Source organism: Actinoallomurus oryzae, from assembly GCF_039541955.1.
In the GTDB taxonomy this organism is placed as follows: domain Bacteria; phylum Actinomycetota; class Actinomycetes; order Streptosporangiales; family Streptosporangiaceae; genus Actinoallomurus; species Actinoallomurus oryzae.
On record NZ_BAABHF010000041.1, the window covers coordinates 1 to 26,707 of the forward strand.

The 26,707-nt window shown below is 70.4% G+C and carries 23 protein-coding genes and 1 pseudogene; 4 read left to right on the forward strand and 20 right to left on the reverse strand.

What is annotated here, in order from left to right; translation table 11 throughout:
- Positions 1-272 precede the first annotated feature (272 nt).
- The 12 genes from ABEA10_RS32520 to ABEA10_RS32575 all read right to left on the reverse strand — a co-directional run bounded on the left by ABEA10_RS32520 (position 273) and on the right by ABEA10_RS32575 (position 14,704).
- Positions 273-2,702 carry a glycoside hydrolase family 65 protein gene (locus ABEA10_RS32520; protein WP_345470462.1) on the reverse strand — a complete coding sequence of 810 codons (2,430 nt, stop codon included), beginning with the start codon at positions 2,700-2,702 and terminating at the stop codon, positions 273-275.
- Complete coding sequence (locus ABEA10_RS32525) at positions 2,686-3,441, reverse strand: HAD family hydrolase (RefSeq protein WP_345470463.1); 756 nt, start codon at positions 3,439-3,441, stop codon at positions 2,686-2,688. Before ABEA10_RS32525 ends, ABEA10_RS32520 begins: the two co-directional genes overlap by 17 nt.
- 33 nt (positions 3,442-3,474) lie before the next feature.
- Complete coding sequence (locus ABEA10_RS32530) at positions 3,475-4,113, reverse strand: V-type ATP synthase subunit D (protein WP_345470465.1); 639 nt, start codon at positions 4,111-4,113, stop codon at positions 3,475-3,477.
- A complete protein-coding gene (locus tag ABEA10_RS32535; protein WP_345470466.1) occupies positions 4,113-5,477 on the reverse strand; it encodes a V-type ATP synthase subunit B in 1,365 nt (454 codons plus the stop codon). Before ABEA10_RS32535 ends, ABEA10_RS32530 begins: the two co-directional genes overlap by 1 nt.
- Before the next feature lie 14 nt (positions 5,478-5,491).
- Entirely contained in the window at positions 5,492-7,135 is a 1,644-nt protein-coding gene (locus ABEA10_RS32540) for a V-type ATP synthase subunit A (protein ID WP_345470468.1), read from the reverse strand.
- On the reverse strand, positions 7,123-7,653 hold the full coding sequence (locus ABEA10_RS32545) for a hypothetical protein (protein WP_345470470.1): 531 nt from the start codon (positions 7,651-7,653) through the stop codon (positions 7,123-7,125). Before ABEA10_RS32545 ends, ABEA10_RS32540 begins: the two co-directional genes overlap by 13 nt.
- Position 7,654: 1 nt before the next feature.
- Complete coding sequence (locus tag ABEA10_RS32550) at positions 7,655-8,083, reverse strand: ATP synthase subunit C (RefSeq protein WP_345470472.1); 429 nt, start codon at positions 8,081-8,083, stop codon at positions 7,655-7,657.
- Positions 8,053-9,399 (reverse strand): V-type ATPase 116kDa subunit family protein, encoded by a 1,347-nt coding sequence (locus tag ABEA10_RS32555; RefSeq protein WP_345470474.1) that lies wholly within the window; start codon positions 9,397-9,399, stop codon positions 8,053-8,055. Before ABEA10_RS32555 ends, ABEA10_RS32550 begins: the two co-directional genes overlap by 31 nt.
- Positions 9,383-10,273, reverse strand: coding sequence for a hypothetical protein (locus ABEA10_RS32560; RefSeq protein ID WP_345470476.1), 891 nt, complete (start codon positions 10,271-10,273; stop codon positions 9,383-9,385). The genes ABEA10_RS32555 and ABEA10_RS32560 overlap by 17 nt, the downstream gene beginning before the upstream one ends.
- A gap of 16 nt (positions 10,274-10,289) precedes the next feature.
- Entirely contained in the window at positions 10,290-10,760 is a 471-nt protein-coding gene (locus ABEA10_RS32565; protein ID WP_345470478.1) for a V-type ATP synthase subunit E family protein, read from the reverse strand.
- Between the two features lie 209 nt (positions 10,761-10,969).
- A complete protein-coding gene (locus tag ABEA10_RS32570; protein ID WP_345470480.1) occupies positions 10,970-11,833 on the reverse strand; it encodes a universal stress protein in 864 nt (287 codons plus the stop codon).
- 126 nt (positions 11,834-11,959) lie between these two features.
- Positions 11,960-14,704, reverse strand: coding sequence for a cation-translocating P-type ATPase (locus tag ABEA10_RS32575; protein WP_345470482.1), 2,745 nt, complete (start codon positions 14,702-14,704; stop codon positions 11,960-11,962).
- Between the two features lie 126 nt (positions 14,705-14,830).
- Between ABEA10_RS32575 and ABEA10_RS32580 the strand changes: the two genes are divergently transcribed.
- The 3 genes from ABEA10_RS32580 (at position 14,831) to ABEA10_RS32590 (ending at position 18,760) form a co-directional block, all read left to right on the forward strand.
- Positions 14,831-15,691 carry a universal stress protein gene (locus tag ABEA10_RS32580; RefSeq protein WP_345470484.1) on the forward strand — a complete coding sequence of 287 codons (861 nt, stop codon included), beginning with the start codon at positions 14,831-14,833 and terminating at the stop codon, positions 15,689-15,691.
- Between the two features lie 11 nt (positions 15,692-15,702).
- Positions 15,703-16,824 carry a 4Fe-4S dicluster domain-containing protein gene (locus ABEA10_RS32585; protein WP_345470486.1) on the forward strand — a complete coding sequence of 374 codons (1,122 nt, stop codon included), beginning with the start codon at positions 15,703-15,705 and terminating at the stop codon, positions 16,822-16,824.
- A gap of 460 nt (positions 16,825-17,284) precedes the next feature.
- Positions 17,285-18,760, forward strand: coding sequence for a bifunctional aminoglycoside phosphotransferase/ATP-binding protein (locus ABEA10_RS32590; RefSeq protein ID WP_345470487.1), 1,476 nt, complete (start codon positions 17,285-17,287; stop codon positions 18,758-18,760).
- Between the two features lie 13 nt (positions 18,761-18,773).
- On the opposite strand, the gene ABEA10_RS32595 is transcribed toward ABEA10_RS32590, so the two are convergent.
- The 6 genes and pseudogenes from ABEA10_RS32595 to ABEA10_RS32615 form a co-directional block, all read right to left on the reverse strand.
- On the reverse strand, positions 18,774-19,250 hold the full coding sequence (locus ABEA10_RS32595; protein WP_345470489.1) for a hypothetical protein: 477 nt from the start codon (positions 19,248-19,250) through the stop codon (positions 18,774-18,776).
- A complete protein-coding gene (locus ABEA10_RS51330) occupies positions 19,201-19,839 on the reverse strand; it encodes a hypothetical protein (protein ID WP_425550988.1) in 639 nt (212 codons plus the stop codon). The genes ABEA10_RS32595 and ABEA10_RS51330 overlap by 50 nt, the downstream gene beginning before the upstream one ends.
- Positions 19,736-20,718: pseudogene (locus ABEA10_RS51335) on the reverse strand (ribonucleotide reductase N-terminal alpha domain-containing protein). The gene ABEA10_RS51330 and the pseudogene ABEA10_RS51335 overlap by 104 nt, the downstream one beginning before the upstream one ends.
- On the reverse strand, positions 20,715-22,337 hold the full coding sequence (gene ftsH, locus ABEA10_RS32605; RefSeq protein WP_345470492.1) for an ATP-dependent zinc metalloprotease FtsH: 1,623 nt from the start codon (positions 22,335-22,337) through the stop codon (positions 20,715-20,717). Before ftsH ends, ABEA10_RS51335 begins: the two are co-directional and overlap by 4 nt.
- Before the next feature lie 197 nt (positions 22,338-22,534).
- Entirely contained in the window at positions 22,535-23,236 is a 702-nt protein-coding gene (locus ABEA10_RS32610) for a CBS domain-containing protein (RefSeq protein WP_345470494.1), read from the reverse strand.
- 113 nt (positions 23,237-23,349) lie between these two features.
- On the reverse strand, positions 23,350-23,775 hold the full coding sequence (locus ABEA10_RS32615; protein WP_345470496.1) for a CBS domain-containing protein: 426 nt from the start codon (positions 23,773-23,775) through the stop codon (positions 23,350-23,352).
- A gap of 117 nt (positions 23,776-23,892) precedes the next feature.
- On the opposite strand from ABEA10_RS32615, the gene ABEA10_RS32620 reads away from it, so the two are divergent.
- Positions 23,893-24,831, forward strand: a complete 939-nt coding sequence (locus ABEA10_RS32620) for a universal stress protein (RefSeq protein WP_345470498.1) — start codon at positions 23,893-23,895, stop codon at positions 24,829-24,831.
- On the opposite strand, the gene ABEA10_RS32625 is transcribed toward ABEA10_RS32620, so the two are convergent.
- Together ABEA10_RS32625 and ABEA10_RS32630 are read right to left on the reverse strand one after the other, a co-directional pair.
- Entirely contained in the window at positions 24,800-26,209 is a 1,410-nt protein-coding gene (locus tag ABEA10_RS32625) for a phosphoribosyltransferase family protein (RefSeq protein WP_345470499.1), read from the reverse strand. The genes ABEA10_RS32620 and ABEA10_RS32625 overlap by 32 nt on opposite strands.
- A gap of 19 nt (positions 26,210-26,228) precedes the next feature.
- On the reverse strand, positions 26,229-26,654 hold the full coding sequence (locus ABEA10_RS32630) for an archease (protein ID WP_345470501.1): 426 nt from the start codon (positions 26,652-26,654) through the stop codon (positions 26,229-26,231).
- Positions 26,655-26,707 lie beyond the last annotated feature (53 nt).

A 26,707-nucleotide genomic window follows, 5' to 3' on the forward strand; every position in this document is an offset into this window, starting at 1 on the left:
TACCCCACCTTCGCCCACCGGGCCGAGACGGCCGGTGACACCGACGCCGCCCGCATGTTCTCCGGCACCGCCACGGACGAGGGAGAGCACGCCCGCGCCTTCGAACAGGCTCGGGACCGCCTCGACCAGGACACCGCCGCCTCGTCCTCCTGAGCCGACACCTCCGTACGAACGAGCGCCTGGCCACGGCGGGGTTCAGCCGGGTCTTGGAGCGTTCGGCAGGAGGGCGCTTGGAGCGGCGCAGCGGGGCGTTGGACCATCCGGTTTTGTGATCACTCTTTCGTACGGCCCGGCCGGAGCCAGAGCGTGTGCCCGGCCGGCAGGATGCTCACCGGGCCGTCGCCGAGGGCGACCCTGATCGGCGGCAGCGCCGAGGGAGGCAGGCTGATGCGGACACCGTCCGGACCGGCACGCAGCCGCACGCTCGCATGGTCGCGATACCGCAGTTCCATGGCCAGCCCGGGCAGACCGGGCGGCAGCGCGGGGGCGAGGCGCAGGACGTCGCCACGGAGTTCGAGGCCGGTGTAACAGCGCTGAGCGAGGTCGAGTGTTCCGGCCATGGCGCCCAGGTGGATGCCCTCACCGGTCGTACCACCCTGGACGTCATGCAGGTCGCTGTCGAGGGCCTCGAGGAAGAACCGCCAGGAGGCGAGGCGGTCAGATCGGGCGAGCACCCAGGCGTGCACGACCGCGCTCAGCGTCGAGCCGTGTGAGGTGCGGGTCAGGTAGTACGACACCGTCTTGGGGATCGTCTCGCGGTCGAAGCGGTAATCGAGCCGGGCGAACAGCGCCCGGAGCTCATCGGCCGACAGGAGGTAGAACAGCATCAGCACATCGGCCTGCTTGGACGCCTTGTAACGGTTCGTCGTGTCGCCCTCGGCCTCGAGGACCCGGTCGAGGCGGCGAATGTCGCCGTACCTGCTCTGATAGCCCTCCCAGTCGAACTCGGCGAGCTGGTCATAGCCATCGAACTGGCTGATCACGCCGTCCTGGTGGAAGATCACCCGCAGTCGCCGGCTGACGTGGTCGAACCGCGCCGGCTCCTCTTCCGCCAGGGCCACCCGCTCGCAGAGTCTCTTCCGCCGCCGGAGCGGCAGCAGGTCCAGCAGATCCAGTGCCCGCCAGAGCGTCCACGCCGCCATCACGTTGGTGTAGGCGTTGTTGTCCAGACCGGGCGTTGCCGCGCCCGGATAGGCGTCGTGGTACTCGTCGGGCCCCATCACGCCGCGGATGTCGTACCGGTCCGTCGGGGGATCGAACGTCGCGGCGCTCGCCCAGAAGCGCGCGATCTCCAGGAGCATCTCCCCGCCCTCGCCGGCCAGAAAGTCCAGGTCGCCGGTCGCCTGGTAGTACTGCCAGATGTTGTAGGCGATCGCCAGCCCCACGTGCCGCTGCAGGTGCGAGTTGTCCGGTAGCCAGCGGCCGGAGCTGGGGTTGAGGTGGAGGACCTGTGTCTCCTCACGACCGTCGCTGCCGCTCTGCCAGGGGTACATCGCGCCGGTGCGACCGACGCCCCGTGCCGCGCGCCGGGCCGCCGGCAGCCGCCGCCAGCGGTACAGCAGCAGGGCCCGGACCACCTCGGGGAACCGCAGGCTGAGAAAGGGAAGCACGAAGAGCTCGTCCCAGAAGACGTGGCCGCGGTACGCCTCCCCGTGCAGCCCGCGGGCGGGCACGCCGACGTCGAGGTCCACGGTGTGCGGCGAGACCGTCTGCAAGAGGTGGAACAGGTGTAGGTTGACCGTCCGCTGCGCCGGACCGCCGCCGACGTCGAGGCGGGCACGACGCCACAGGCTCGCCCACGCGAGACGGTGCCGTTCACGCAGTTCGGCGAAGTCCGGTGCCCGCGCCACGGCCCGACGGGCCGTCACCATGGGAGCGGGCCCGTCCGCGCGGTCGCGCGAGGTGTGCAGTGCCACGACCTTCTCGACGGTCACGACCTCATCCCGGTCGATCGCGACGGTCAGGTGTCGCGCGATCCAGCCCGGTTGGACGCGAGTCTCCCCATGGGCGGTTTCGGTGTCGTGGACGACAGTGCGGCATGCCAGCGCGATCCGCACCGCGGAGGTGGCCGTCATGGCGTCCGACCAGATGAGGTCGCGGTCCGCGCCGGTCGAGCGAGCGGTCAGGTGCTCGCTCGCGAGCCCGCGATAGCGGGGGACGCCGCGGTTGCCGACCCGCGTGTCGAGGCCCGAACGAATCTCCAGCCTCCCGGACCAGTTCTCCGCGCGGATCGTGGTCTGGAGCGCCGCGAGGTGCGGGTCGTCCATCGAGACCAGCCGGCACTGGGCGACCTCGGTCACGCGCCCGGCGGCGTCACGGTAACGCAGCCACCGGCTCAGCAGCCCCCGGCGCAGGTCCAGCTCCTGACGGTAGTCCAGCAGGTCGAACCGCTCGGGAGCGAACCAGTCACCGTTCTGAGCGCGGAAGGTCAGCGGCAGCCAGTTGGGAACGTTGACCAGATCCTCGTTGACCACCGTACGGCCGGCGATCCGTGAGGGCAGCCGGTCGTAGCAGCCTCCGACATAGGTACCTGGGTAGTGGGCGTTTCCGGCGTTCGCCTCGGGCGCCGCTCCGCGCGTGGCGAAGTAGCCGTTGCCCAGGGTGCACAGCGCCTCGCGCAGCCGCTCTTCGGCGGGTTTGAAGCCCTCGTAGCCGACACGCCAGGGGTCGGTGGTCAGCGGTCGTTCAGGCAGCGCGCGCACTGCGGAATCTCAGCTCCGCCAGGTCCGTCACCACCGGGCTGGCGCCGTGCTCGCGAAGGGGCGTGATCGCGCCTGTGGGATCGACGCCGACCACGGCGCCGACTCCGGCCTCGCGCGCGGCCGCCACGCCCGCGGCGGACGTCTCGATGACCGCCGCCTGGCCGGGTGAGACGCCCAGCCTCCGCGCCGCCTGCAGGTACAGCTGGGCGTTCGGGTGTTCGGGCAACGTCGTGCCGGGTGAGTCCAAGCCGTCCATGACCACGTCGAACAGGTCGGTGACTCCAGCTCTCCTGAGGATCTCGGCGCCTTCGGGACGCACCGAGACGGCCGCCGTGCGAACCCCGCCGCGGTGAAGCCGGCGCAGGACCGCGATGGCCGAGGCGAACGGCATGAGACCGTGCCGGCGTACCTCGCCGAGGAAGAACTCCTCCTGGCTCATCGCCAGCCCACGCAGATCGTCGTAGGACAGGACGATGTCTCGTGCGGCGAGGAGGTCACGCAGTCCTTCGAGCCGCGGCCTCCCCTGCAGAAACCGCAGGTAGTCCGCGCGCACGTCGAAAGGCGTGAACTCGGTCTCGTGCACCGCCGCGTGGGTTCGCAGGAACGGATCGAGCACCGTCTTCCACGCCGCCGCGGACGCCTGGGCGGCGTCGACGATCGCGTCCACGCCGAAGATCACCGATGTGACGCTGTGAGCCGGCTCGCCGAGGACACAGTGGCCGTCGGTCCTGGTTCGCATCATGACCTCCCTACGTTTCCTCAACATCTCCGCTCACGGGGGCGCCCGGGCAGGGGCTTCCGTCCCGGCGCGGTCGCCCGAACGGCCCGAGCCGGCCCGCAGGAGGCGGGCGGCGTCGGAGCGCTCGGCCTCGTCGAGCGCGAGATCGATGTGCTCGATCGCGGCGATCAGGCGGGGGATCCATCGGTCCCGCAGGGCACGGATGCGCTGGCGGGTCACGCTGATCTCCCGTGCCACGCGGTGTTCGGCCTCCTGCGCCACGGCGTGCCGGACCGCCGCCTGTATCGCGATCTCCGCGGCCTGCCGGGCCTCGTCCAGCGCCGCCGAGCACACAGGTGGCGGGTCCGGCGGCGGCGTACAGGTCGCGCCGGCGGGGTAACGCAGGCCCATCGTCTCCGCCCAGCGAACCGTCACTTCGGCCGGCGATGCCGGACGCAGTGCCCGGCGACCATCCGCAAGGCACGCCCGCAAGCCCCACTTGTCGGCATCCGCGCAGGTGGCCGTCCACTCCTGGCCGGTACGCTCCGCCTCGGACACCAGCCGGTGATGAACCCGCACCAGGAGCCGGAGCTTGCGCTGAAGGAGATCGACACCGCGCTGGGCGATCGCCAGGCGGCGGCGAAGCCACAGGCGGCCGGCCCGGCCCGGAGGGACGCGCGCGAGCGAGGTCATCACGTCCCACCCCGATCGTTTCCCGGCAGGTGCGCGTCCAGCTCAGCCGGCGTGACCATGGTCAGTTCCCGGCGCGGCAGCGTGCTCAGCGCCCGCCACGCACGGTCGAACGTCTCCTCGAGCGGGCGGTTCTCGTCCAGACGCTGGGCCAGCAGGCGGTCACGGAAACCCTGTTCGAACGCGATGAAACCCTGATCGGACTCGCTGAGCGCGGAGGCCCCGACCAGCTCGGCGAGCTCGCGTGCCTGGCGCGCCCGGGCGAGCGCGGCCAGTATCTGCGCCGCGAGGTCCATGTGGGCAGGCGTCACGGCGGCCCGCATCAGCCGGGAGAGCGACGACAGGACGTCGACCGGCGGGTGGACGCCGACGTCCGGGGCGAGCACGATCTGGCCCTCGGTGATGTACCCAGTGAGGTCCGGCACCGGATGCGTCATGTCCCCGGCGGGCATGGTGAGGACCGGCAGCACCGTGACCGAGCCGGCCGTGCCGTGGATCCGCCCGCACCGCTCGTACAGGGAGGCCAGATCGCTGTAGAGGTAGCCGGGGTAGGCGCGCCGTGCCGGGATCTCTCCGCGCGCCACCGACACCTCGCGTAGCGCCTCGCAGTAGCTGGTCATGTCCGCCAGGACCACGAGGACGTGCCGCCCGCCTGCGAACGCCAGGTTCTCGGCGATCGTGAGGGCCAGCCGCGGGGTGAGGACACGTTCGATCACCGGGTCGTCCGCCAGGTTGAGCAGGAGGGCCAGCTCGCCGGCGGCCGACCGTTCCTCCAGGCTGTCACGTACGGTCGCGGCGTCGGCGTGGGTGAGGCCCATGGCGGCGAAGACGACACAGAACGGCTCGCCGCCGGCACTGGCCTGAGCCCCGATCTGGGCGGCGAGTTCCAGGTGCGGAAGTCCCGGTGCGGAGAAGATCGCGATCTTCTGGCCCCGGACGAGAGTGGTCAGAGCGTCGATCGCCGAGATCCCGGTCAGCACCGGTTCGGCGGGAGGGCTCCGCCGTGTCGGGTTGAGCGGTGCGCCCCCGACCGGCGCGTCGGTGGCACCGAACACCGGCGGTCCTCCGTCTCTTGGCTCTCCCCGGCCGTCGCAGACCCGGCCGAGCCAGCCGTCCCCGACCGGGATCCTCAACGGGCCGCCGCTGAAGGCCACCCGCGCATCATGACGGGTCATGGCGTCCGTGCCCTCGAACACCTGCACGACCGCCAGGTCCCGGTCCACTTCGAGGACGAGCCCGCTGCGTTCCTCACCGGAGTCCAGCCTGATCCGGGCGAACTCGTCCCAGCCCACGCCGGAAGTGCCCCGGACGACGATCAGTGGGCCGCGCAGGTCGGTGATGTCGGTGTACTCCGGCTCGGGCCACATCCGTTCCCACCGCCTCAGCCCGGCTCCGCGGGCCGCTCCTTGGCCCGGAGGAAGGAGGAGAAGTCACGGCCTTCGATCTCCTCGGGCGCGGTCCCGCGCGCGGCCATGTCCTCGCACTCGGCGATGGCGGCCAGCGCCGCGTCGGTGAGCGCCGCGGTGCGCTCCGGGGCGCAGAAGGCGTCGACGGCGCTCAGCGCGCTCTGTTGCAACACGCCCTCCCGCAGCAGCCGCCCGGCCAGGAGCGCCACGCGCTCGCGGGCGGGCAGGGAGCCGGCCCCCACGAGCTCGGCCAGCAGGGTGAGCCGGTCGGCCTCGGCCAGCGTGGCCGCCACGCGGTCGCGACGCTCAGCCCACCCGGGGATCCCGTGACGGGCGTACCAGCCGGCGATGGCGTCCGCGTCCCGGGCGAATGAGAACGCCCACGACACCGCCGGATAGTGCCGGGCGTAGGCCAGATCCCGGTCCAGGCTCCACAGGCAGCGGACGAAGCGCTGCGTCAGGGTGGTGACCGGCTCGGTCATGTCACCGCCCGGCGGCGAGATCGCGCCGATCACGGTGACGGAACCGGCCAGGCCGCCGAGCGTGGTGACCCGGCCGGCACGTTCGTAGAAGGCCGCCAGAGCCGACGCGAGATCCGCCGGATATCCCTCCTCGGCCGGCAGTTCCCCGTGCCGCGACGCGAACTCCCGCCGTGCCTCCGCCCAACGGGAGGTGGAGTCGGCGATGACCACGACGTCGTAGCCCATGTCACGAAAGTGCTCGGCCACGGTCATGGCGGTGTGGACCCCGGCTTCACGCGCCATCATCGGCATGTTGGAGGTATTGGCGATCACGACCGTGCGCTCGGCGAGACGGCCGCCGGTCCGCGGGTCGGTCAGCTCGGCGAGTTCGGCGACCACGTCGGCCATCTCGTTACCGCGCTCGCCGCACCCGACGTACACGACGACGTCGGCGTCACACCACTTGGCGATCTGCTGAAGGAGCACGGTCTTGCCGGTGCCGAACCCTCCGGGTACGGCTGCCGCGCCGCCGCGCGGCACCGGCAGCAGGAGATCGACGACGCGTTGCCCGGTGACGAGCGGGACGAGATCCTCCCGGCGTTCCCGGTACGGCGCGGGGCGCCGCACGGGCCGTCTCTGTGCCATGCCGATGTCGTGACCACCGACCGAGGCCACCGGGAGGTCCGGACCGTAGGCGCCCGTTGGGCGTATAGCGGTGACCCTTCCGGCCGTGGGCGTGAGGACGACGTAGCGCACCGCGCCCGCGCCCTCGACCGTGCCGACCGGTTCTCCGACACCGAGTTCGGCTCCCTGCCGGACGAGAGGGACGAACCGCCATTCCCGCGATCGCGGTCCGGCCCGTTCGCCCGTCAGCCATGTACCCGCGTCCGTCAGCGGACGCAGGAGCCCGTCGAACACACCGCCCAGCAGGTGCGGTCCGAGGGACGCGGACAGCGGCTCGCCGTACGCCTCGGCCGGGTCGCCGGGCGCCAGTCCCCCGGTGTACTCGTACGCCTGAACGGTCGCGCGGTCGCCGCGGATCGCGACGACCTCCCCTGGGACGCGTGCCCGACCGAGACCCACGAGCGTGAACATCCCCGCCTCCGGCAGATCCGTCACCTCCACGAGGGGGCCGTCGACCCGGGTCAGGACGCCCAAAGCCGCTCCACCTCCACGCCGAGAAGGTCCACGGCGTGCTCGGCGAGGGCGGGGACCGAGCAGTCAATGCGGTGTCCGGGGGCGACGGCGATGACGCCGCCGTCGGGGGCGGTGAAAATTCGCGCGTCCGGGCCGGCCCGGTCGACCGCCACCCGGCGCAGCAGGTCCGCGGTCTCCGGGTTCTCCGCGCAACGCGCGGCCACCGCGAAACGGACCCGCCGGCGCAGTTCCTCGTAGGTCTCGCGGCGAGCGGCGAGTACGATCGACCGCGCCCTCCGCCGCGCCCGGACCCGTTCGGCGCGGGCCGCAACGGCCGCCTCCGAGTGTCCGGCGGTGCGAGCTCCGGCGAGGATCTGCTCCGCTTCGGCGCGGGCCCGGGCGAGCTGCGCGTCCGCGACGCCGCGCGCCTCCGAACGGATCCGTGCCGCCTCCCGCCTCGCCTCGGCCAGCAGCGCGTCCGCGACGGGAACAAGGGCGGCCGCACGCACGCGCTCAGCGCCTTCCCCGAACCCGGCCATGTCACGCCTTCCCGAGCAGCAGAATGCCGACGACCAGCCCGTAGATGGCGATGCCCTCGGAGAGACCCACGATCACCAGGACCCGGCCGAACAGCTCCGGGCGCTCGCTCATGGCGGCTATCGCCGCCGCTCCCGTGTAGGCCACCGCGATCCCGGCTCCCACCGTCGAACCCGCGACCGCGATTCCGGCGCCGAGCAGCGCCGCCCAGTTCCCCGTCGTCCTCGCACCGGCTTTCACCGCGGCGGTCACGTGCGACGCCGAGGACGGCTCCGCGGTCAGCACGATCAACAGGACGCCGACGGCGGCCAGCGCGATCACCCCGTCGGCGAGAAGGAGCAGGCGGACGGTACGCGGACCGCGACGGCACAGGAGCCGGGAGAGGACGATCCCGGCCGCGATCAGCGGGAGGGCGACGAGCCAGGCGGCCATGCGGAGACCTCCTCCGTCGTGACGGGCAGATGCCAGGGACGGAACGGCCGCCCCTGGGACTGGAAAACCCGGGAGAACAGCTCGTAGTACTCCAGACGCAGCGCCTGAATGGCCACGACCAGACCCTCCAGCGCGAAGGCCAGCAGGTTCCCGGCGACGAAGACCGCGACCGCCCCTACCGCGGCGACCGTTCCGCGCGGCCACAGGGCGCGCGTGCCCTCCCAGACGATCCATCCGAGTGCCGCATGGGTGAGCCCGAACGCCGCCAGCCGGGTGAAGGAGGCCAGATTCGAACCGAGCCCGAGCACCGTGTCGAACAGCTCCACGCAGGCGTCGAAGACGCCGCCCTCCCCGGTGAACCCCAGAAAGATCAGTAGCATCGCCAGCGCGGCCAGCACCGCTCCCGAGACGACCACCGCGACCACGCCCGCATACCAGCCGACCGCGACGAGCGCCAGCCCCAGGAGCAGCACGACCCCCGCGACTCCCGACGGGGCGTACAGCGCGGCGGCCCAGCCGGCCTCCCGGACACGGTTGACCGTGCCGAGCGCCAGCGCCCCGGCCAGCAGCACCCCGCCCAGGCAGACCGCCACCGCCATCAGCGCGACCGGACGCTCCATCGGGCGCAGCCACAGCGCCGGAATCGCACCGGTCGGCCCGAAGAACTCCCCGTACAGCACGCCGAAGACGATCCCGGCCACGCCCGCGCCCGCGGCGAGCGGCCAGACCCGCCGGAACCGCTCCAGACGAGGCCAGAACGCCAGGGCGACCGCGATCAGCAGCAGCAGCGCGCCGTGCCCGACGTCACCGAACATCATCCCGAACATCAGGAGGAACGCCCCGGCGGCCAGCGGCGTGGGATCCATGTCCCGGTACGGAACCGTGCCGTACGTCTCGACGAGAGACGTAAGCGAGCCGCGCACGCCCCCCGTACGCAGCACCGATGGAACCTCCACACCGCGGGGCCGGGGCAAAACCACGACCGCACCCTCCACGGGCGCGAGGCGCTCGGACAACACCGCCACCGTATCGGCGGGCACCCAGCCGAGCAGCGCGCTCACCCCGTCCCGCGTGGTCGACGCCTGCGAGCGCTCCCGCAGCGCCGCCTCACCGGCGAGCAGCTCGGGTCGTCCCGTGGCGGACGGAGGCGTGACCGACAGCACGGCCTCCGGCACGGGTCGCGGTGCCGCCTCGTCGAACTCGACCGCACCCGCGTCGGCCACCCGCACCAGAACGTCTCGCATCCGGTCCGCCGGGGCGACCACGGCGATCCGGTCCATGCGCACCGGTATCAGCGACTCACGCCACGACGGCATCGAACGCCTCCAGGGGCCGACCGCCGCGGGACGCCAGTTCGAGCGCGGCACGGACACGGCGCGCGTCGGCGGCGAGCACCGCGACCGCGCCGAGCACCGGCCCGAGATCGAGACGCGAATCCGCCAGCAGCGCGTGCCCGTCACGCTCCAGCCGGGCCCACCAGCGCGTCTCGGCGACCCACAGATCGCCCGGCATCTCGGTTCCGTTCAGGGCCCAGGCGGCGTCGGCGGGCAGCCGGCGGCCGAACTCGGTGATGTCATCGGCGCCTGCGGTCTCCCGTCCGAGCAGGTCCACCGGCGGTTCCGGCAGCGGCCGCCCGTCGGAGAAACGCTCGCGGGCGGCGAGCAGGGCCAGAGCCCCGGCGGCCCAGGGCCGTGCGTCCGGTGAGACCGCCGCGACGCGCCGGGCCCAGCGAATCCGCATACCGAGCCGGATGGCGTTTGTGTCATCTGTGCCTGGATCGCCCCACGGCGAGGCGGCAAGCGCCCGGCGCAGGTCCGGCGCGTTCCGCAAACGGGGCCACGCGGTCGCCATCGCGCCCAAGTCGAAGAACGGCCCACCGAACAGCAACGCGTCAACGTTGGCGATCTCGAACCAGCCCGCCAGCGCCCGCAGCGCCGCGGCACCAGTGCCCGGTAGCCACCCGGCGAGCACGCGCACGTGCCAGAGCAGCGTCGCCAGTACCGCGTGCTGAGCCTCGTCAAGACTCTGGCCTGCGCGTATGTCATGCCGGTACGGCATCGAACCGAGAGCGGCCAGCGCCTCTTCAAGCGTGCGGGAGGACGCGGCACGGCGCGCGACCCCGGACCCCCCGGCACGCCGCCACACGAGCGACCTCGCTCGTGTGGTTCCCGCGACCCAGGCCGCCGTCATGACGTGCCGCCGATCCTCACGGCCCCGGTCCGCCGGGCGGTCCGGGCCTCACGTACGTGGATCGGCACAGCTCCCGTTCGAGCAGTTCCACGGCTCTGCCGACCAGGGCGGGCATGCGATCTGCGGCACGGCGGCGGATATCGGTGGCACGCCGCTCGGCCTCCGCGGCGATGGCCGCCTGTTCGGCCTCACTGTCCGCCCGGGCCCGCTCCATGGCATCGGCCCTCACGACGGGCGCCGCCGTCCGTGCTTCGGCGAGGATCTCCTCGGCCTGCTCTCGCGCACGCGCCCTCACCTGGTCCGCCTCGTGCCGGGCGGCGTCAGCGATCACACGGCACTCGGTGTGGACCGGTTCGAGCGCGCCGAAGACCTCGGCGAGTTCCTCCTCCGCACCGGCCGGCCGGTCGTCGGGCACCCCCGACCGGGCGGCCGCGCCAGGAACCGCGGCCGGACGCCACCGCCGCAGGAAGTCGCGCAGCACCGCCATGTTCACATGATCGCCAGCCCGCCTTTCCTGGGACAGGGCCGCACGGACGCCCGTCACGGGACCTTCGGCCCGGTTGGCGCAGACCGCGGCCGCTGGCGCGAAGCGCCGGGACGGAAGGCCCTGGCCGGCTGTGGGCCCGGAAGAAACCTCAAGCGTCGGAATCGTCAGCCGCCGCGACCAGCCGCGTCGATACCGCTCATGCGCTGCGTCTATCCGTCATCGCTCTCCGCACCGGAGGGTACGACCGCGACGGGGCAGTGGGCGTGGTGGATCAGGCCGTGGCTGACCGAGCCGAGTCGTAGGCCGGTGTGGCCGCGCGCGGCTACGACGGCGAGATCCGCATCCGCCGATGCCTCCACGAGCGCCTTGACGGGATGGTCGCGGGGGGTGTCCTCCGCCACCGCGATATCGGGGTACCGCTCGCGCCAGGGCGCCACGATCCGATGTGCCTCCTGGCGGACGGCCAGGGCCAACTCCCCGACCTCCAGAACCGCGTACCGGCCCTCGGGCGGGCACCAGGCGAAGATCACCCGGACCAGCGCCTGGCGGAGGATTGCCGCGTCGAAGGCGTACCGCAGCGCGGCGGCTGCGTGCTTCGACAGGTCGATGCCGACGACGATCTCCCGCCGCTCAGGCCGGTCGCCGTCACGGACCACCACGACCGGGGCGTTCGCGTAGCCCGCCGTATGCAGGCTCACCGAACCGAGCAACAGGCTCGCGAAACCACCACGCCCCCGATGCCCGACGACCACCTCGTAGGCCTCCTCGGCCTGACGGCGCAACGCCACGGCCGGGGGTTCAACGCCGAGCACGGTCGTCACCCCCAGCCCGGGATGCCATCCGCGAACCTCCTCAGCCGACTCTTCCAGAATCGCCCGTCCGGCCTCGTGCAGGGACTCGGCCATCATCGGTTCGGGATAGAAGGGAATGTCGCAGGCCCAGGGCCCCACCGCATACACGATCCGCAGCGGCCGGCCACGCAGCACGGCCTCCTCGGCCGCCCACCGCAGCGCCACGCGCGACGGATCCGAACCATCGACGCCGACCACGACCAGTGGCAGTTCCTCGGCCACGAAACCCCCCGAAAACGCGGCTCACGTCAGAGCCGACACACACTGAAGGCCTCCCACTCACACTCTCATGACACTCTCCGAATCCGGACATCACTCCCCAAACCCACCGGTACATCGCGGTGACGGTCACCGCCGGGCGGCGTGGCGTCGGGTCAGGTAACGGCGCAGTTCGTCCGCTCCCCAGACGATGAACGGGTACGGGAGCAGTAGAAGCAGATCCGTGGGAGGGAGCGCGGTGGTCCCCAGGAGTTGCTGGAACATTGGGGTGTAGGCGAACACCATGGCAAGGAGGAGTTCGCCGGCTATTCCCGCCAGCAGGTAGCGGTTGGACAGCACGCCGACGGAACGCAGCGACGCTCGTTGGGTGCGTACGGCGAAGGCGGTCCCGACCTGCCCGGCGATCATCCCGAGGAACGCCATGGTCGTCGCCTGCCGATAGGCATGGTGCAGATGCGTACCGGCGCCTGTCGGCGCGCCGGGATGCCAGCCCGCGCGGGTCAGTACGTAGAAGAAGCCCGCCATCTGCAGGGAACAGACCAGAACGCCGAGGAAGAACCACGCACGCAGCAGCATGGGGCCACGGATGACTCCCTCAGAGCGTGGCCGTGGTGGCCGCTGCATGAGACCGGGCTCGGCCGGCTCACGGCTCAGGGCAAGGGCCGGCAGTGTTTCGCTGCCGACATCGAAGGCCAGCAGTTGAAGGATGGTGAGCGGTAGCGGCACCGCCCCGCCGGCGACGGCGAACACCAGGAACGGAATCACCTCGGGCGTGGCGTGAGCAAAGATATAGATGATGAACTTGCGAACATTGTCATAGATGCGCCGCCCGGACCGTACGGCCGCCACGATCGAAGCGAAATTGTCGTCGGTGAGGATCATCGTGGACGCTTCCCGGGCGACGTCGGTGCCCGAGCGGCCCATCGCGACTCCGATATCGGCGCGGCGCAGCGCCGGGGCGTCGTTGACGCCGTCACCCGTCATCGCCACCACATGCCCTTGCTCGCGTAGGGCATCGGCGATGTGCAGTTTGGCCTCCGGCGATGCGCGGGCGAAGAGGATGTCGGGTTCATCCCGTACCAGCTCAGCGATCTGACACTCGTGGAGCCGATCCAGTTCTTCGCCGCTCACCACCCGGGGATGACCGTCGGTGATGCCGACCCGCCGGGCGATGGCGACGGCGGTCAGCGGGTGGTCACCGGTGATGACGATGATGCGGATCCCGGCGGTACGGCAGTCCGCGACCGCCTGCGGGACCTCCGGACGCGGAGGGTCGAGCATCGCGATCAAACCGACGAAACACAGATCCCGCTCGGCGTCCACGCGCCGATGTGGCGGCCGTCGCTGGATCGGCAGAGCCCGCTCGGCGAGAGCGAGCACGCGAAGCCCATCAGAGGCGAAGGCGTCCACCTGCGCGGTGATGTGCTCCTCGTCTCGAACGCTCAGCGGCATCCGCCGGCCCTTCTGGTCCAGTAACGTCGAGCAGCGGGGCAAGACGGCCTCCGGAGCGCCCTTGGTGTGCACGACCAGGCCATCACCGTGTTGGTCGATGGTCGACATCAGCTTGAGCTCGGGGTCGAAATGGAACTGCCAGCGGCGTCCGGTCTCCCTACGGTCCGCGTCGGTGTCGGCGCCCAATGCTTGCGCGGCGAGCAGTACGGCCACCTCGGTCGGGTCACCGCTCGGCTCCCGGCCCGGACGAAGCCGCGCGTTGTTACACGTGGCGGCGGCTCGGGCCACGGCGTCCAGCGCCGCGTCGGGCGGGGCACCGGCAAGACTCGCTCCGGTGCCGTTCAGGTCCGTGCGGCCTGCGGCCGTCCACACCCCCATCGGCCGCATGCGGTTCTCGGTGAGCGTGCCGGTCTTGTCGGTGCAGATCACATCGGTGGAGCCGAGGGTCTCCACCGCACTCAGCCGTTTGACCAGCGCGCCGCGTGTGGCGAGCACTTTCACGGCCACCGCGAGCGCCAGCGTGATGACGGGCAGCAGGCCCTCGGGGACCATTCCGGCCAGCAGCCCGGCCGCGAACACGAGCGCATTGATCGGCGACAGGTGGGCGCCGAATCTCGCGACCGGGATGAACGCGAACGCCAGCGCCACCGACACCGCGGCGATCAGCCAAGCGGCCCGCCGGACCTGCCGTTCCAGCGGGCTGGGGTCCTGCTTGACGCGTTCGGACAGCGCGGCGATCCGGCCGAGTTCGGTCATCATGCCGGTGGCGAACACCACGCCGCGTGCCTGGCCCCCGGTGCAGCTCGTTCCGCTGAACACCAGGTCGTGCGCTCTGAGCACGGGAACATCGACATCCAGGATGGACGCTGATCGCAGCGTGGGGACGGCCTCCCCTGTCAACGCGGACATGTCGACCTCGATGGCCCCGGCCAGCAACCGGACGTCGGCGGCGATCCGATCGCCCTCCTCGATGATCGCAATGTCGCCCGGCACCAGCTCAGTCGCGTCGATCTCCACGGGCCGCCCATCGCGTACGGCCTTCGCCCGCAGCGGGAGGTACTCCGCCAGCGCCTCGACCGCCCGCTCGGCCTGCAGCTCTTGGGCGAAGGCGAAGGCGGCGTTCAACATGATGATCAATACAACGGCGACGGCCACGACGAGTGAGCCGACGGTGAACAGCAACGCGGCCGCGAGCCACAGCAGCAATGCCAAAGGGTGGGCGAGCTGACGGATCAGCTCTCCCGGCCAGCGTCGTCCGCCCCGCCGCCGCAGCTCGTTGGGGCCGTACTGCAACAGCCGCCGCCGCGCGTCCGCACTGGACAACCCCCGACGTGAACTGCGTAGATCACGAAGTAGCAGCTCGGCGGCTTCTTCGGGGTTCACGCCAGGCGGCTGGAGCCATGCCTCATGCCGACGCCTCATCAGTAACTGAGTCCGTACCCAAGGTGCACGTTGTCATCACCAGGTGCCGGTGAGTGTCGAACGGCCTCGGGCCGCAGGACCTTTGCCCGGTCCGGGGGAGGCGTCCATCGAGCCATGCTGAAACCGATGAACGGTTCCCAGGTCATGGTCGGCTTCGACGGCTCTGCGGGCAGCGAGCGCGCGTTGTGCTGGGCGGTCCGTGAGGCGGAGCTTCGCCGGATGCGGTTGCTCATCTGTCATGCCTGGGACTGGCCCTACCCGGTGCCGCCGTCGGGACCGGTCGCACTCGACACCGCTCGGAAGATGGCCCAGCATGTCCTGGACCGCGGCGTCCGAATCGCCCGGGAGGCCTCTCCCCGGACCGTCGCGCGGGACCGCCTGGTGGTCGGTTCGGCGGAAGAGGTGCTGGTGAACCAGTCACACGGCGCGGCGCTCGCCGTCGTCGGTGCGCGTGGAGCGAGTGGATGCCCCGAGCAGCTCGTCGGCTCATCGGCAGTCCAGCTCCCGTCCTACGCTCACTGCCCGGTCATCGTGGTGCGACGACCGACCGTCGCCCCTGGGAGTCCGATCGTGGTCGGCGTCGACGGATCCGTCGCCTCTGAGGCCGCGGTCGGCTTCGGGTTCGAGGAGGCGGCCCTGCGTGGTCGGCCGCTCCTGGCCGTGTACGGCTATTGGGAGCCTGAGGCGATCATGTCCGCGGGCGTGGACGGGTACATCGACCAGGAGGAACTTTCCCGAACGGCGGGTTGCACGCTGGAGCGGACCGTGGCGCCCTGGCGCGAGAAGTATCCGTACGTTGACGCCCGCACGTCACTGGTACCCCGGCCACCACGGGAGGCATTGCTGGACGCGGTCGGGGACGCGGGGCTGTTGGTGGTCGGCGGACGCGGCCTGGGCGGTGTCGATGGTCTGCGTCTCGGCTCGGTCAGCAGCGCCATGCTGCACAGCGCGCCGTGTTCGGTGGCGGTCGTACGGCCCCACGGATGAGGAGGGTGGCCATGTCGTGGATTCTGGACGGGCTCGCCGATCTGCACGGTGCGCTGCGGGCCGACGGTTACACCGTGATCGGTCCCACCCATCGTGACGGGGCGATCGTCCTGGCCGAGCTCGCGTCCGCTGACGATCTCCCCTACGGCTGGGGCGTCACACTCGAGCCGGGCGGTTACCGGACTCGCCGCCGCGACGACGACGCGGCGTTCGCCCACTCCGCGGGGCCCCAGTCGTGGAAACCGTTCCTGCACCCGCCGCGGGTGAAGCTGTGGGAGGGACGGCGCACCGAAGACGGCGGCTTCTCGATCCAGGAGGCCGAGGACACGCCGCCGCGGTATGCCTTTCTCGGCGTCCGCCCCTGCGACCTGCGGGCGATCGGTGTGCTGGACCACGTCATGACCGGCGGCGCGCACCCCGACGAGGCGTACGGCGCGCGCCGTACGGGCGCGTTCATCATCGCGGTCAACTGCACCGAGCCCGGTGAGACCTGCTTCTGCGCGTCCATGGGCACCGGTCCGCGCGCCGACGCGGGCTATGATCTCGCGCTTACCGAGGTGATCGGTGAAGGACGGTTCCTCGTCGAGGTCGGTACCAGCGCGGGCACGGCGATGCTGGAGCGGATCCCCCACGAAGAGGCGGACGAGACTACGACGGAGCGGGCACTGGCCGAGGTCGCCGCGGCCGCCGACCGCATGGGACGCCAGATGCCCGAGCCCGAGGGGCTGCGGGACCTGCTGGCCGGCAGCCTGGACGCGGCCCGCTGGGACGACGTCGCCTCCCGCTGCCTGACCTGCGGCAACTGCACGATGGTCTGCCCGACCTGCTTCTGCACGACCGTCGAGGACGTCACCGACCTGACCGGCGAGCACGCCGAACGCTGGCAGCGCTGGGACTCCTGCTTCGACCTGGACTTCTCCCACCTGCCCGGCGGCAGCGTGCGCACCTCGGGCAAGAGCCGCTACCGCCAGTGGCTGACGCACAAGCTGGGCACCTGGCACGACCAGTTCGGCTCATCCGGCTGTGTCGGATGTGGCCGCTGCATCGTGTGGTGCCCCGTCGGCATCGACCTGACCGAGGAGGTCGCCGCCCTACGCGAAGAGCGGGAGGAGCAGAGGGGAAAGAGCGAGTGAGCGCGCTCACCCGCCTTAGGAAGCGGCTTGCCGCGCTGGAACGCGCGTGTCCTTGAGGTGCAGTTCCGACAGATCGCTGATCACGAGATTCCATCCACGCCGAAGATCACCGACTCGATGCTCTGAGTCCGATCTCCGAGCACACACTGGCCGGTCCTGGTCCGCATCGGTCGATCCCCCTTCATGCATCTCGACCATCCCTCTTCACGGAGCCGACCGGACAGAGGCTTCGGTCCCGGTGCGACAAGCCGAACGCCCCGCCCCCCATCCACACAGGTCCGCGCCGTTCGGGCCGGAACACACAGGACGGAAGGCCCTGGCCGGTGCCCCGTCGCGGAGCCATTGTGGGAATTCACAGCGTGAACCGGGCCACGAGCCATGCCGATCGTCACCTGGGAGGAACATGCTTAGCGGTAGCACCACCGCCGGCGGACACCCGCCTCGAACCGGGGCGACGGCGATGACAGCCGCAGACGTCGCGGAGACGCATGCCGGCGTGGTCTTCTTCGTCGGTGACCGGGCCTTCAAACTGAAGAAACCGGTCAACCTCGGTTTCCTGGACTTCTCCACGCGTGACCGGCGGGAACGGGCATGCCATCGCGAGGTCGAGCTCAACCGGCGGTTCTCTCCCGACGTCTACCTCGGCGTCGCCGACGTCTCGCTCTCCTCTGGAGAGCCCATGGATCATCTCGTCGTGATGCGGCGGATGCCCGCCGACCGCCGGCTCTCTCACCTCGTCGAGACAGGTGTCCCGACGGCGGGCGCTCTCCGGGCGATCGCCCGCCTCCTCGCCGGCGCACACGCCGCCGCGCCGCGAGGAGACCACATCTCGGCCGAGGGCACCCGCGATGCCCTACGCGGGCGCTGGACGGACAGCTTCGACCAGGTCCGGCCCTTCCACGGGCGCGCGATCGATATCGGGGAGGCCACCGAGATCGAATGGCTCGCACTGAGGTTCCTCGACGGACGCGAGCCGCTGTTCAACGCCAGGATCCACGAAGGACGCGTCGTGGACGGACACGGCGATCTGATGGCCGACGACATCTTCTGCCTCGACGACGGGCCGCGGATCCTGGACTGCCTGGACTTCGACGACCACCTGCGCTGGCTGGACGGGCTCGACGACGCGTCGTTCCTCTGCATGGACCTCGAGCGGCTGGGTGCCCCCGGGCTCGCCGAGCACTTCGCCGCCTGGTACGCCGAATACGCCGCCGACCCGTCCCCGCCGTCCCTGCGTCACCACTACGTCGCCTACCGGGCGTTCGTCCGCGCCAAGGTCGCCTGTCTGCGCTGGGGCCAGGGCGAGACCGGCGCCGCCACCGCGGCCGGACGCTACGCCGAGATCGCGCTCCGCCATCTGAAGGCCGGCGCGGTCACTCTCGTCCTCGTCGGCGGGCTGCCCGGCACCGGCAAGTCCGCACTCAGCGAAGCCCTCGGCGACCAGCTCGGCTTCACCGTCATCAACAGCGACCGGATCCGCAAGGAACTCGCCGACATCTCCCCCGACATCTCCGCCGCGGCGGCGTTCGGCGCCGGCATCTACACCGCCTTCTGGAACCGGCGTACCTACGCCGAGATGCTCAAGCGCGCCACGAGGCTCCTTTCCTACGGCGAATCGGTCATCCTGGATGCCTCCTGGACCTCCGCCCAGCTCCGGGCGGACGCCGCCGCGCTCTCCGACAATGCCGACCTGATCGCTCTGGACTGCCAGACTCCTCTCGCGGAGGAGCGTCTGCGGACGCGGGCCCCGGGTGTCTCGGACGCCGACGCGGCGATCGCCGCGCGTATGGCCGAGATCGCAGACCCATGGCCGGACGCCACCCTGATCGACACATCCGGGCCCATCGAGTCCTCCGTCGAGAGTGCCCTGCGCGTCATCCGCCCGACCGGCGCCGACCACGTCTGGCAACGCCGCCCACAGATACCGCCCGGCTGACCGCCTCGAAGGCTCAGTATTCGCAGACGTGCCCGATGCAGCCCCCGGCATAGGGAGCGTTGACCTGGACGGGCGGTTGCTTGCACCGCTCGCCGAGAAAGGTGAGTACCTGGCCCGGCTCACTGCCGTAGCGGTAGACGGTGATGCCCTTCGCGCCCGTACGCCAGGCCTCAAGGTAGATGCGTTTCACGTCATCCACGGACGCCGATGCCGGAAGGTTCACCGTCTTGGACACGCCGGCGTCGATATGCCGCTGGACGGCGGATTGCATCGCCAGGTGCGCGGACGGGGAGATCTCGGTGGCGGTGACGAAGGCACGTCGTACGTCCGCGGGCACGCGTGCGTCCTGCGGGATGACTCCGGTACCCGCGATATCGGTCATGAGCTGCTCAGACCAGAACCCGAGCCGGCGGGCCGTGCGTTCGAAGAGCGGGTTGATCTCAAGAAGGTGCCGGCCGAGCACCGCACGTACGTAGGCGATGGCGAACATCGGCTCGATGCCCGAGGTGGTCCCCGCGATGATCGAGATCGTGCCGGTCGGCGCCGCGTTCGGCGGCGAGTTCGGCGGAGGCGTGCCGGGCCGCCTCGGTGATCTCGCGGGCGATATCGCCCGCGAGCCGGACGGCGTCCGCCGAGCCGTACGGGATCCGCAGCGCGGCCAGGAGTTCGGCGAGCCCCATGAAGCCCAGGCCGACCTTGCGCGTTCGGCGCGCCGCGTGGTCGAGTTCGGGGATCGGATAGCGATTGACCTCGATGACGTCATCGAGGAACCGGACCGCAAGCCGCACGCTCGCGGTGAGCCGCTCCCAGTCGAGACGGCCGTCGGTGACGAACCGCGGAAGGTTCACCGAACCGAGGTTGCAGGACTCATGCGGCAACAGCGGTACCTCACCACACGGGTTGGTGGCCTCGATCCGGCCCAGCGACGGCACCGGGTTCGCCTCGTTGACGCGATCGATGAACATCAGCCCCGGGTCACCGGAGCGCCACGCCTGCGCAGCGAGGAGGTCGAACAGTTCGCCGGCGTCGATCTCCGCCGCCGGCCGCCACGGACAGGTTGAAGTGCTCGAACCGGCCAGGCTCGGTCTTGGCCGTGACGAACTCGGCGATGTCCGGATGTGAGGCGTCCAGCACCGCCATGTTGGCGCCTCGCCGCCGGCCTCCCTGGCGAATGATCTCGGTGGCCGTGTGAAGACACGCATGAACGACACCGGGCTGCTCGCGCGGCCGTGGGTGCTGCCCACGATGTCGCCTGCGGGACGCAGGTGCGAGAAGGCGAATCCGGTTCCCCCGCCGGCCTGGTGGATGAGCGCGGTGTCCTTGACCGTCGTGAAGATCGACTCCAGCGAGTCCTCGACCGGCAGCACGAAGCAGCCGGACAGCAGCCCCAGCTCGGTGCCGGCGTTCATCAGCGTCGGTGAGTTCGGCAGGAACTCCAGAGCGCGGAGCATCTGGGCGAAGGCCTCGGCCCAGCGTGATGATGAGCTCGGCCGGAACGCGTCCTCAGCGGCCGCCACGTGACGGGCGACCCGATCCATCATCTCCCCGGTCGACTCAAGGAGCACTCCCATCTCGTCGCGAAGCAGATACTGCTCCTTGAGAACGGCGGCGGCTTCGAGACCGAGCTTGAGTTCATCCCGCACCCCCAGCATCCGCTTGGACTCGCGCAGCTCCGTACGCCGGGTCCGATAGAGCATGTAGGCGCGTGCGACGTCGCCGGCGCCGGCCGCCATGAGCACGCGCTCCACCGTGTCCTGCACGTCCTCGACACCGGGTACCCGGTCACTGACATCTTCGGCCAGCGCGGCCACCGCACGTCCGGTGACCTCGTCCGTCAAGCGCGGATCGCTACACCCGGCCTCGGCGGCCGCGTGCTCGACCGCCCTCCGTATGCGCTCAGGGTCGAAGGGAATGACCGTCCCATCCCGCCTGCTGATCTCGCGAGGAGGACCTCTCATGGTTCCCGTTCCTCGGCGCGGCGGAGCAGACGCGCGGTCTCCTCATCGATGATCCGTTGGGTCTGTTCGGAGTACGGGCGCAGTAGGGCGTCTTCGGTGGGAGCGCCGAGGTACTGCGGGCTGCCGGTGGCGTACCCCACCGGGCCGAGGGTGGAGGACAGACCGAACTCGCGGACCATGCGTGCGGCGACCTGGGTGGCTCCGGCGAGGTCGTCGGTGGCGCCGGTCGATCCCTCGCCGAACACGATCAGTTCCGCGGCCCGTCCCCCGAGCCGTACGGTGAGCAGGTCGGTGAGGTAACCCTCGCTGTACAGGTGGCGTTCGGCTTCGGGGAGCTGCTCGGTGACGCCGAGCGTGAGGCCGGCGGGCAGGATGGTGACCTCGGCGACGGGGTCGGCGTGTTCGCAGAGGGCCGCGAGCAGGGCGTGACCGGATTCGTGTACGGCTACCGCACGCCGCTCTTCGGGCAGCAGCGCGTTGGAGGTCTCGCGGCGGCCCAGCAGCACGCGGTCACGTGCGGCGTCCAGGTCGGCCGCGTTGATGACGGTGCGTCCGGCGCGTACGGCGTTGATGGCGGCTTCGTTGATGAGGTTGGCCAGGTCGGCGCCGGAGAAGCCCGGCGTGCCGCGGGCGATGCGGTCCAGGTCGACGTCCTCGGCGAGATGGGTGCTTTTGGCGTGTACCGCGAGGATCGCGGCGCGTTCGGCCTGGTTCGGCAACGGGATGATGACCTGCCGGTCGAAGCGGCCTGGCCGCAGGAGGGCGGGATCGAGTGTCTCGGGCCGGTTGGTGGCCGCCAGCAGGACGATGCCGCTGGACTGGTCGAACCCGTCCATCTCGGCGAGTAGCTGGTTCAGTGTCTGTTCCCGCTCGTCGTGGCCTCCGGTGATGAGGCGGGCGCCGCGTTTGCCGCCGATCGCGTCGATCTCGTCCATGAAGATGATCGACGGAGCGCGTTTGCGTGCGTTGTCGAACAGGTCCCGTACGCGCGAGGCGCCGACGCCGACGAACATCTCGACGAACGCCGAGCCGGTCACCGAGAGGAAGGGCACCTCCGCCTCCCCGGCCACCGCGCGCGCGATGAGGGTCTTTCCGGTCCCGGGTGGTCCGACCATGATCACACCGCGGGGTGGTTTGGCGCCTGCGGCGGCGTACCGGTCGGGGTGGCGCAGGAAGTCGACGATCTCGTTGATCTCACGCTTGACGCCCTCATAGCCGGCCACGTCGGCAAAGCGGGTCGTGGGCCGTTCCGCCTCGATGATCTTCGCCTTGGACCGGCCGAACCCGCCGGCTCCACCCGCCATGGAACGCTGTGCCGCTCGTCCGCTCCACATGAACAGGCCGATGATGACCAGCAGTGGAAGGAACATCCAGAAGAAGGCCGTGGCGGAATCGCCGCTGTGCGTCGCGGTGATCTTCACGCCTTTCGCGCGTAGCCGGCCCTCGAGTTGGGTGTTGTTCAACGCGGTCGGGATCCGGCTGACGAAGCCCTTGCCGTCCTTGAGAGTTCCGTGGACGTCGCCGGTCTCGTTGATCCGTATGGCGGCGACCTTGCCCGCGTTCACGTCGGTGACGAAGTCGCTGTAGGGCAGTGAGGCGGTCGGTGGCCCGGCGGACATCCCCCGGCCGATCAGCAGAAGCAGGGTGATGGCGATGCCGATCGGCAGTAGCCAGCGACGCCAGGACGGCGGCGAGGGCGAAGTCGGTGGGCGGCTCGTTCGGAGGTCCGGGCTTGGCCGACCGCGTCTCGTGCCTGCCCGAGAATGGCTGCCGTATACGAGTGATCACTGATGGCTCACCAGCACGACAGGCCCCCTCAGCCGCATAAGGATCGCCGCTGCTCTCGTCGGGCGAAGGCCATGTCGTCTCTCTCGTAGGAGAGCTCGTCGATGACGTCGACGACACCATCGATGCTCTGGGTCAGCGCGACGGTGACCGGAATGAGGCTCTTGGACGCGAGCCGCCCGCTGAGGGTGACCACCCCGTCGCGGACCTCCACCCGGATCCGCTCCGGATCCTCCCAGAGGCTGCGTTCAATGACCTCGGAGATGACCTCCCGGCGGAGTTCCTCATCCGGCGCGAGAAAAACCCCCATGACATCGGCGCGGCTGATGATTCCGACCAGGGCGCCGTCGTCCCCTACTACGGGGAGCCGCTTGATGCCCTGCACGGCCATGGTGCGTGCCGCCCTGGTAATGGGAGTGTCCATCGTCACGGTTATGGCGGGCGTGTGCATGAGGTCGGCTGCGGTGTCCGCGGCCGACCTCGCCTGCGCCGCACGTGTGCTGCTGCGGCTCGCGAAGTACCGCCGAGGCTCTTCCGCGACCGGCATGAACGCCTCCTTGTGCAGCAGGTCTGCTTCGGAGACGACACCCATGACACGACCGGTCTCACTGACGACCGGAGCGCCGCTGACGCCACGATCGGCCAGCGCCCGGACGATCTCCTTGAAACCGTCATCCGGCCGCAACACCACGACGTCCGTCGTCATGTAGTCCCGAACGAGAGAACGATCCATGACCCGATCATCGGCGGATCCGCCACACGGCCAGTAGGGCCCTACGACGGCGGGTCAGCATGCCAAAGGTCCCGGGCGCCTTCTCACTCGCGTCGTACCGCAGGTACTCAGGCTCAGTGCGACGAACCGGAGATGGTCTCGACGAGTTCCCCGATCTTGTCCTTAGGTAGCTTGGCCGCGAGGTCGGGCTGGCTGATGATCCCGACCAGCTCCTCGTTCTCCAGGACGGGCAGGCGGCGGATCCTGTGCTCGGCCATCTCGTGCAGGACCTCTTCGACGTCGGTGCCTGGGTCGACCCACCAAACGGTGCCTCCATCGAGGATGTCGCCGGCCTTTACCTGAGCGGGATCCTTGCCCTGCGCCACCGCCTTCACCACGATGTCGCGGTCGGTCACCATGCCCTTCAACCGGTTGTCGTCCCCACACACGGGCATCGCGCCGATGTCCAGCTCCGCCATGCGCCGGGCCACAGTGGCGAGATTCTCGTTGATGTTCATGCACTCACAACCGGAATGCATAACCTCACGTGCCGTAGTCATACCGATCCCCCAATTCCTCCGATCCTCTTTCTGCCTGGTTCCCTGCTCGGGTCGCGAGAGCCGAAACCGGGGCCAACGTCCCTGGTCGAGGACCGTCCGACGGCCCACGATGGGTTCATGGCGGGTCCATGGCGGGCCAGGCGGCGTGGTGTGCCGCTACGTCCGATCTTGGTCGGGGTCGACGGTTCGGCGCCCGGTGACGCAGCGCTGCGATGGGCGGCGCATGAGGCGTCTTTGAGAGGCGTCGGCCTGTGTGTGCTCCACGTGTTCGCGGGTGCCCCACTGGTCGACCTCGGTCACGGCCTCGACTGGGAGGAAGCACACCATGCGGTGGAGGATGCTCATCGCAGGGCCGAGAAGATCGCGCCCGAGCTACACGTCCGTAGCCAGGTGGTACTGGGCGGCCCGGCCGAGACACTCATCCGACGGTCGGCCGAAGCGGGCCTGGTCGTGCTGGGAAAGCGCGGCCGTGGCGGCTTCCGCGACCTGCTGGCCGGGTCGGTCGCGCTGCAGGTCGCCGGCCACGCCCTCTGCCCGGTGGTCCTGGCCCATGCCGGATGGCGGCCACCGATCGACGACCGCGAGATCGTCGTCGGTGCCGATCGTGAGGCGGCCCTGCGGGCCGCGTTCGCCGAAGCGGACCTGCGCGGCGTACGCCTGCGGGCGATCCACGCCTGGCGGCCGATCATGCCGGCCGGACCGAGCGGCCTGACTCCCATGACCTTCGCCGAACTCGAACAGAACGAGGAGAAGACCCTGGCCCGTACGCTCGCCCCATGGCGCGAGCGCCATCCCGGCGTACGCGTCGTGGAGTCGGCCATGTGCGACAGCTCCCGTCACGCGCTGACCGAGGCGTCACGAACGGCGGAGCTGCTCGTGATCGGGGCACGGGAACACTTCGGGGACTACACGCTGGCATTGGGCACCACCGCATATGCCGTCGTCCATCACGTCGCCTGCCCGGTGCTCATCGCCCGCGAGCACGGCCGCCATCACGTCGACGAGCCGGAGGAGAACAGAGCCGTCAGCGGCTCGGCGTCATCAGATGGGCTGTGAACCACTCGCGTGCCAGATCAGCGCTCGATCGCAGCGCGGCGGGATCGTCGAGCGGATGGACGGCACCGGGGATGACGACGAGCCGGTTCTCACACGTCAACTCCTGTTGCGCCTGACGGTTCAGGTCGAGCGTACGCTGATCCCCGCTGCCCACGATCAGCAGGATCGCGGCACGCACCGAGGACAGGAGCCGGCCGGCCAGATGCGGCAGGCCACCCGAGGACACCACCGCCGTGACCTGGGCGACCGGTCTCGCCGCAGCCGACAGGGCCGCAGCGGCCCCGAAGCCCGTGCCGAGATACCCGACGGGAAGCTCACGGATCACCGGATCACGCCGCAGCCAGTCGGTGGCCTCACCCAAACGCCGCGCCAGCAGCGGCACGTCGACGACGTCGGGACCGAAGAACTCCTCGGCGGGAGTGCGCAGGTCGACGCACAGTGTGCCCAGCCGTGCCCGATGCAGCGCATCGGCCATGAACTCGCCACGCGCCGAAAGCCGGGTGCCGGCGAAGTCTTCGGCGAACACGACGATCCCGGCGGCATCGGATGGGATCGCGAGACGCCCGGGCAGGCACGCATGGCCGGCCGTGACCAGGACTCTTTCAGTACCGCTGCCCCCGTAGTGGCATCCGTGCCGTTCCAGCAGGCCGATGACGTCGTCATCGGTCGTTTCGGCGAAATCCGCGTAGCAGTCGGCGACCGCGCTGAAGGCCTCGGGGGCATCCAGACAGATCACCTCGTCGATCCCCGTAGCTTCGCGGCGCAGCCATGCCACCGAGTCGGCCGCACCGACCGGTACCGCCAGCACGACCCGGCGCGCGCCCCGCGCCCGCGCGATGCGGCACGCCGTACGGGCACTCACGCCCGTCGCGATACCGTCATCGACCACGATGACCGCCCGGCCGGTCAGCGTCATGCCCGGCCGGGCGGCGCGCAACCGGCCCGCCCGCTCCCCCAGCTCCGCTCGGGCACGCGAGACCACCATCGCGAGTTCTTTCGAGTTCACGCCGCCCAGCCGTACGACATTGTCGTTGATGACGGTGACCTGGTCCTCGCCGATGGCGCCCATGACGAGATCCGGCTGACCGGGAACACTGAGCTTGCCCACGACGAGCACATCCAGCGGAGCACCCAACGCCCGCGATACCTCGGCGGCCACGACGACACCGCCACGCGGTACGCCCAGAACCAGCGGTTCATCGGCGCCCAGGTGCCGCATCACCGCAGCGAGGTGCCGACCCGCATCGACACGGTCAAGAAATACCGCCACCGGCCCCGTCTCCCCAGGCTCCGCTCGCCCAAGCTCGTCCTTCAACGCAACCTGATCGACGTGGCCGGCGGCAGAGCCAAAGGTCCCCGAGCCTGGCCGGCAACGCATCCGTGCCGCTGAACGGCGCTCAGACGTCGAGTGTCACGATGCAGCGCCATCCCGTGTCGATGGGGCCGAAGGACAACCGGCGACGAGTGACGGCCTTGGGCGCCGCACCGATGACGGTCACCCGCGCGGTGTCTGCCATCGCCAGGAGCACCTGCAGATCCGCGCCCTTACGGCGTACCTCGACGGCCCGGGGAACCTCGTCATCGGTGTCCATCCGGTAGATCAGCTCATTTAGAACGGTGACGAGCTGATCTTGTGCTGGTGCCGCCGGGACGACGAACTCCCTGCGCACGGCCGGTACGGTCGAAGTGAGGTCGGTGAAGGCACCCACCATCGCGTAAACGGCCTCGGCGATGCACTGTTCACGTGTCGGAGCCCAGGCTTCGATCCGCAGATCGGCCGTGTGCGGCACGATGCGGTGACCGGCGGACTCCTCCCTCGTCACAGCGTTCTCCTATTCCTTCCTGCGGCCCTGCGAGCACGAGGCCGGATGGCCGC

Coding starts and splice junctions, on each gene's coding strand:
- ABEA10_RS32565 (WP_345470478.1), bottom strand. CDS start 10,760: ATGGCGGTGCTGCGCGACTTCCTGCGGCGGTGGCGTCCGGCCGCGGTT.
- ABEA10_RS32595 (WP_345470489.1), bottom strand. CDS start 19,250: ATGTTCGCCATCGCCTACGTACGTGCGGTGCTCGGCCGGCACCTTCTT.
- ABEA10_RS32545 (WP_345470470.1), bottom strand. CDS start 7,653: ATGGCCGGGTTCGGGGAAGGCGCTGAGCGCGTGCGTGCGGCCGCCCTT.
- ABEA10_RS32575 (WP_345470482.1), bottom strand. CDS start 14,704: ATGAGGCGTCGGCATGAGGCATGGCTCCAGCCGCCTGGCGTGAACCCC.
- ABEA10_RS32555 (WP_345470474.1), bottom strand. CDS start 9,399: ATGCCGTCGTGGCGTGAGTCGCTGATACCGGTGCGCATGGACCGGATC.
- ABEA10_RS32535 (WP_345470466.1), bottom strand. CDS start 5,477: ATGTGGCCCGAGCCGGAGTACACCGACATCACCGACCTGCGCGGCCCA.
- ftsH (WP_345470492.1), bottom strand. CDS start 22,337: ATGTCCGCCGGGCCACCGACCGCCTCACTGCCCTACAGCGACTTCGTC.
- ABEA10_RS32530 (WP_345470465.1), bottom strand. CDS start 4,113: ATGACCTCGCTCGCGCGCGTCCCTCCGGGCCGGGCCGGCCGCCTGTGG.
- ABEA10_RS32615 (WP_345470496.1), bottom strand. CDS start 23,775: ATGACTACGGCACGTGAGGTTATGCATTCCGGTTGTGAGTGCATGAAC.
- ABEA10_RS32620 (WP_345470498.1), top strand. CDS start 23,893: ATGGCGGGTCCATGGCGGGCCAGGCGGCGTGGTGTGCCGCTACGTCCG.
- ABEA10_RS32580 (WP_345470484.1), top strand. CDS start 14,831: ATGAACGGTTCCCAGGTCATGGTCGGCTTCGACGGCTCTGCGGGCAGC.
- ABEA10_RS32585 (WP_345470486.1), top strand. CDS start 15,703: ATGTCGTGGATTCTGGACGGGCTCGCCGATCTGCACGGTGCGCTGCGG.
- ABEA10_RS32550 (WP_345470472.1), bottom strand. CDS start 8,083: ATGGCCGCCTGGCTCGTCGCCCTCCCGCTGATCGCGGCCGGGATCGTC.
- ABEA10_RS32560 (WP_345470476.1), bottom strand. CDS start 10,273: ATGACGGCGGCCTGGGTCGCGGGAACCACACGAGCGAGGTCGCTCGTG.
- ABEA10_RS32590 (WP_345470487.1), top strand. CDS start 17,285: ATGACAGCCGCAGACGTCGCGGAGACGCATGCCGGCGTGGTCTTCTTC.
- ABEA10_RS32625 (WP_345470499.1), bottom strand. CDS start 26,209: ATGCGTTGCCGGCCAGGCTCGGGGACCTTTGGCTCTGCCGCCGGCCAC.
- ABEA10_RS32610 (WP_345470494.1), bottom strand. CDS start 23,236: ATGGATCGTTCTCTCGTTCGGGACTACATGACGACGGACGTCGTGGTG.
- ABEA10_RS32525 (WP_345470463.1), bottom strand. CDS start 3,441: ATGCGAACCAGGACCGACGGCCACTGTGTCCTCGGCGAGCCGGCTCAC.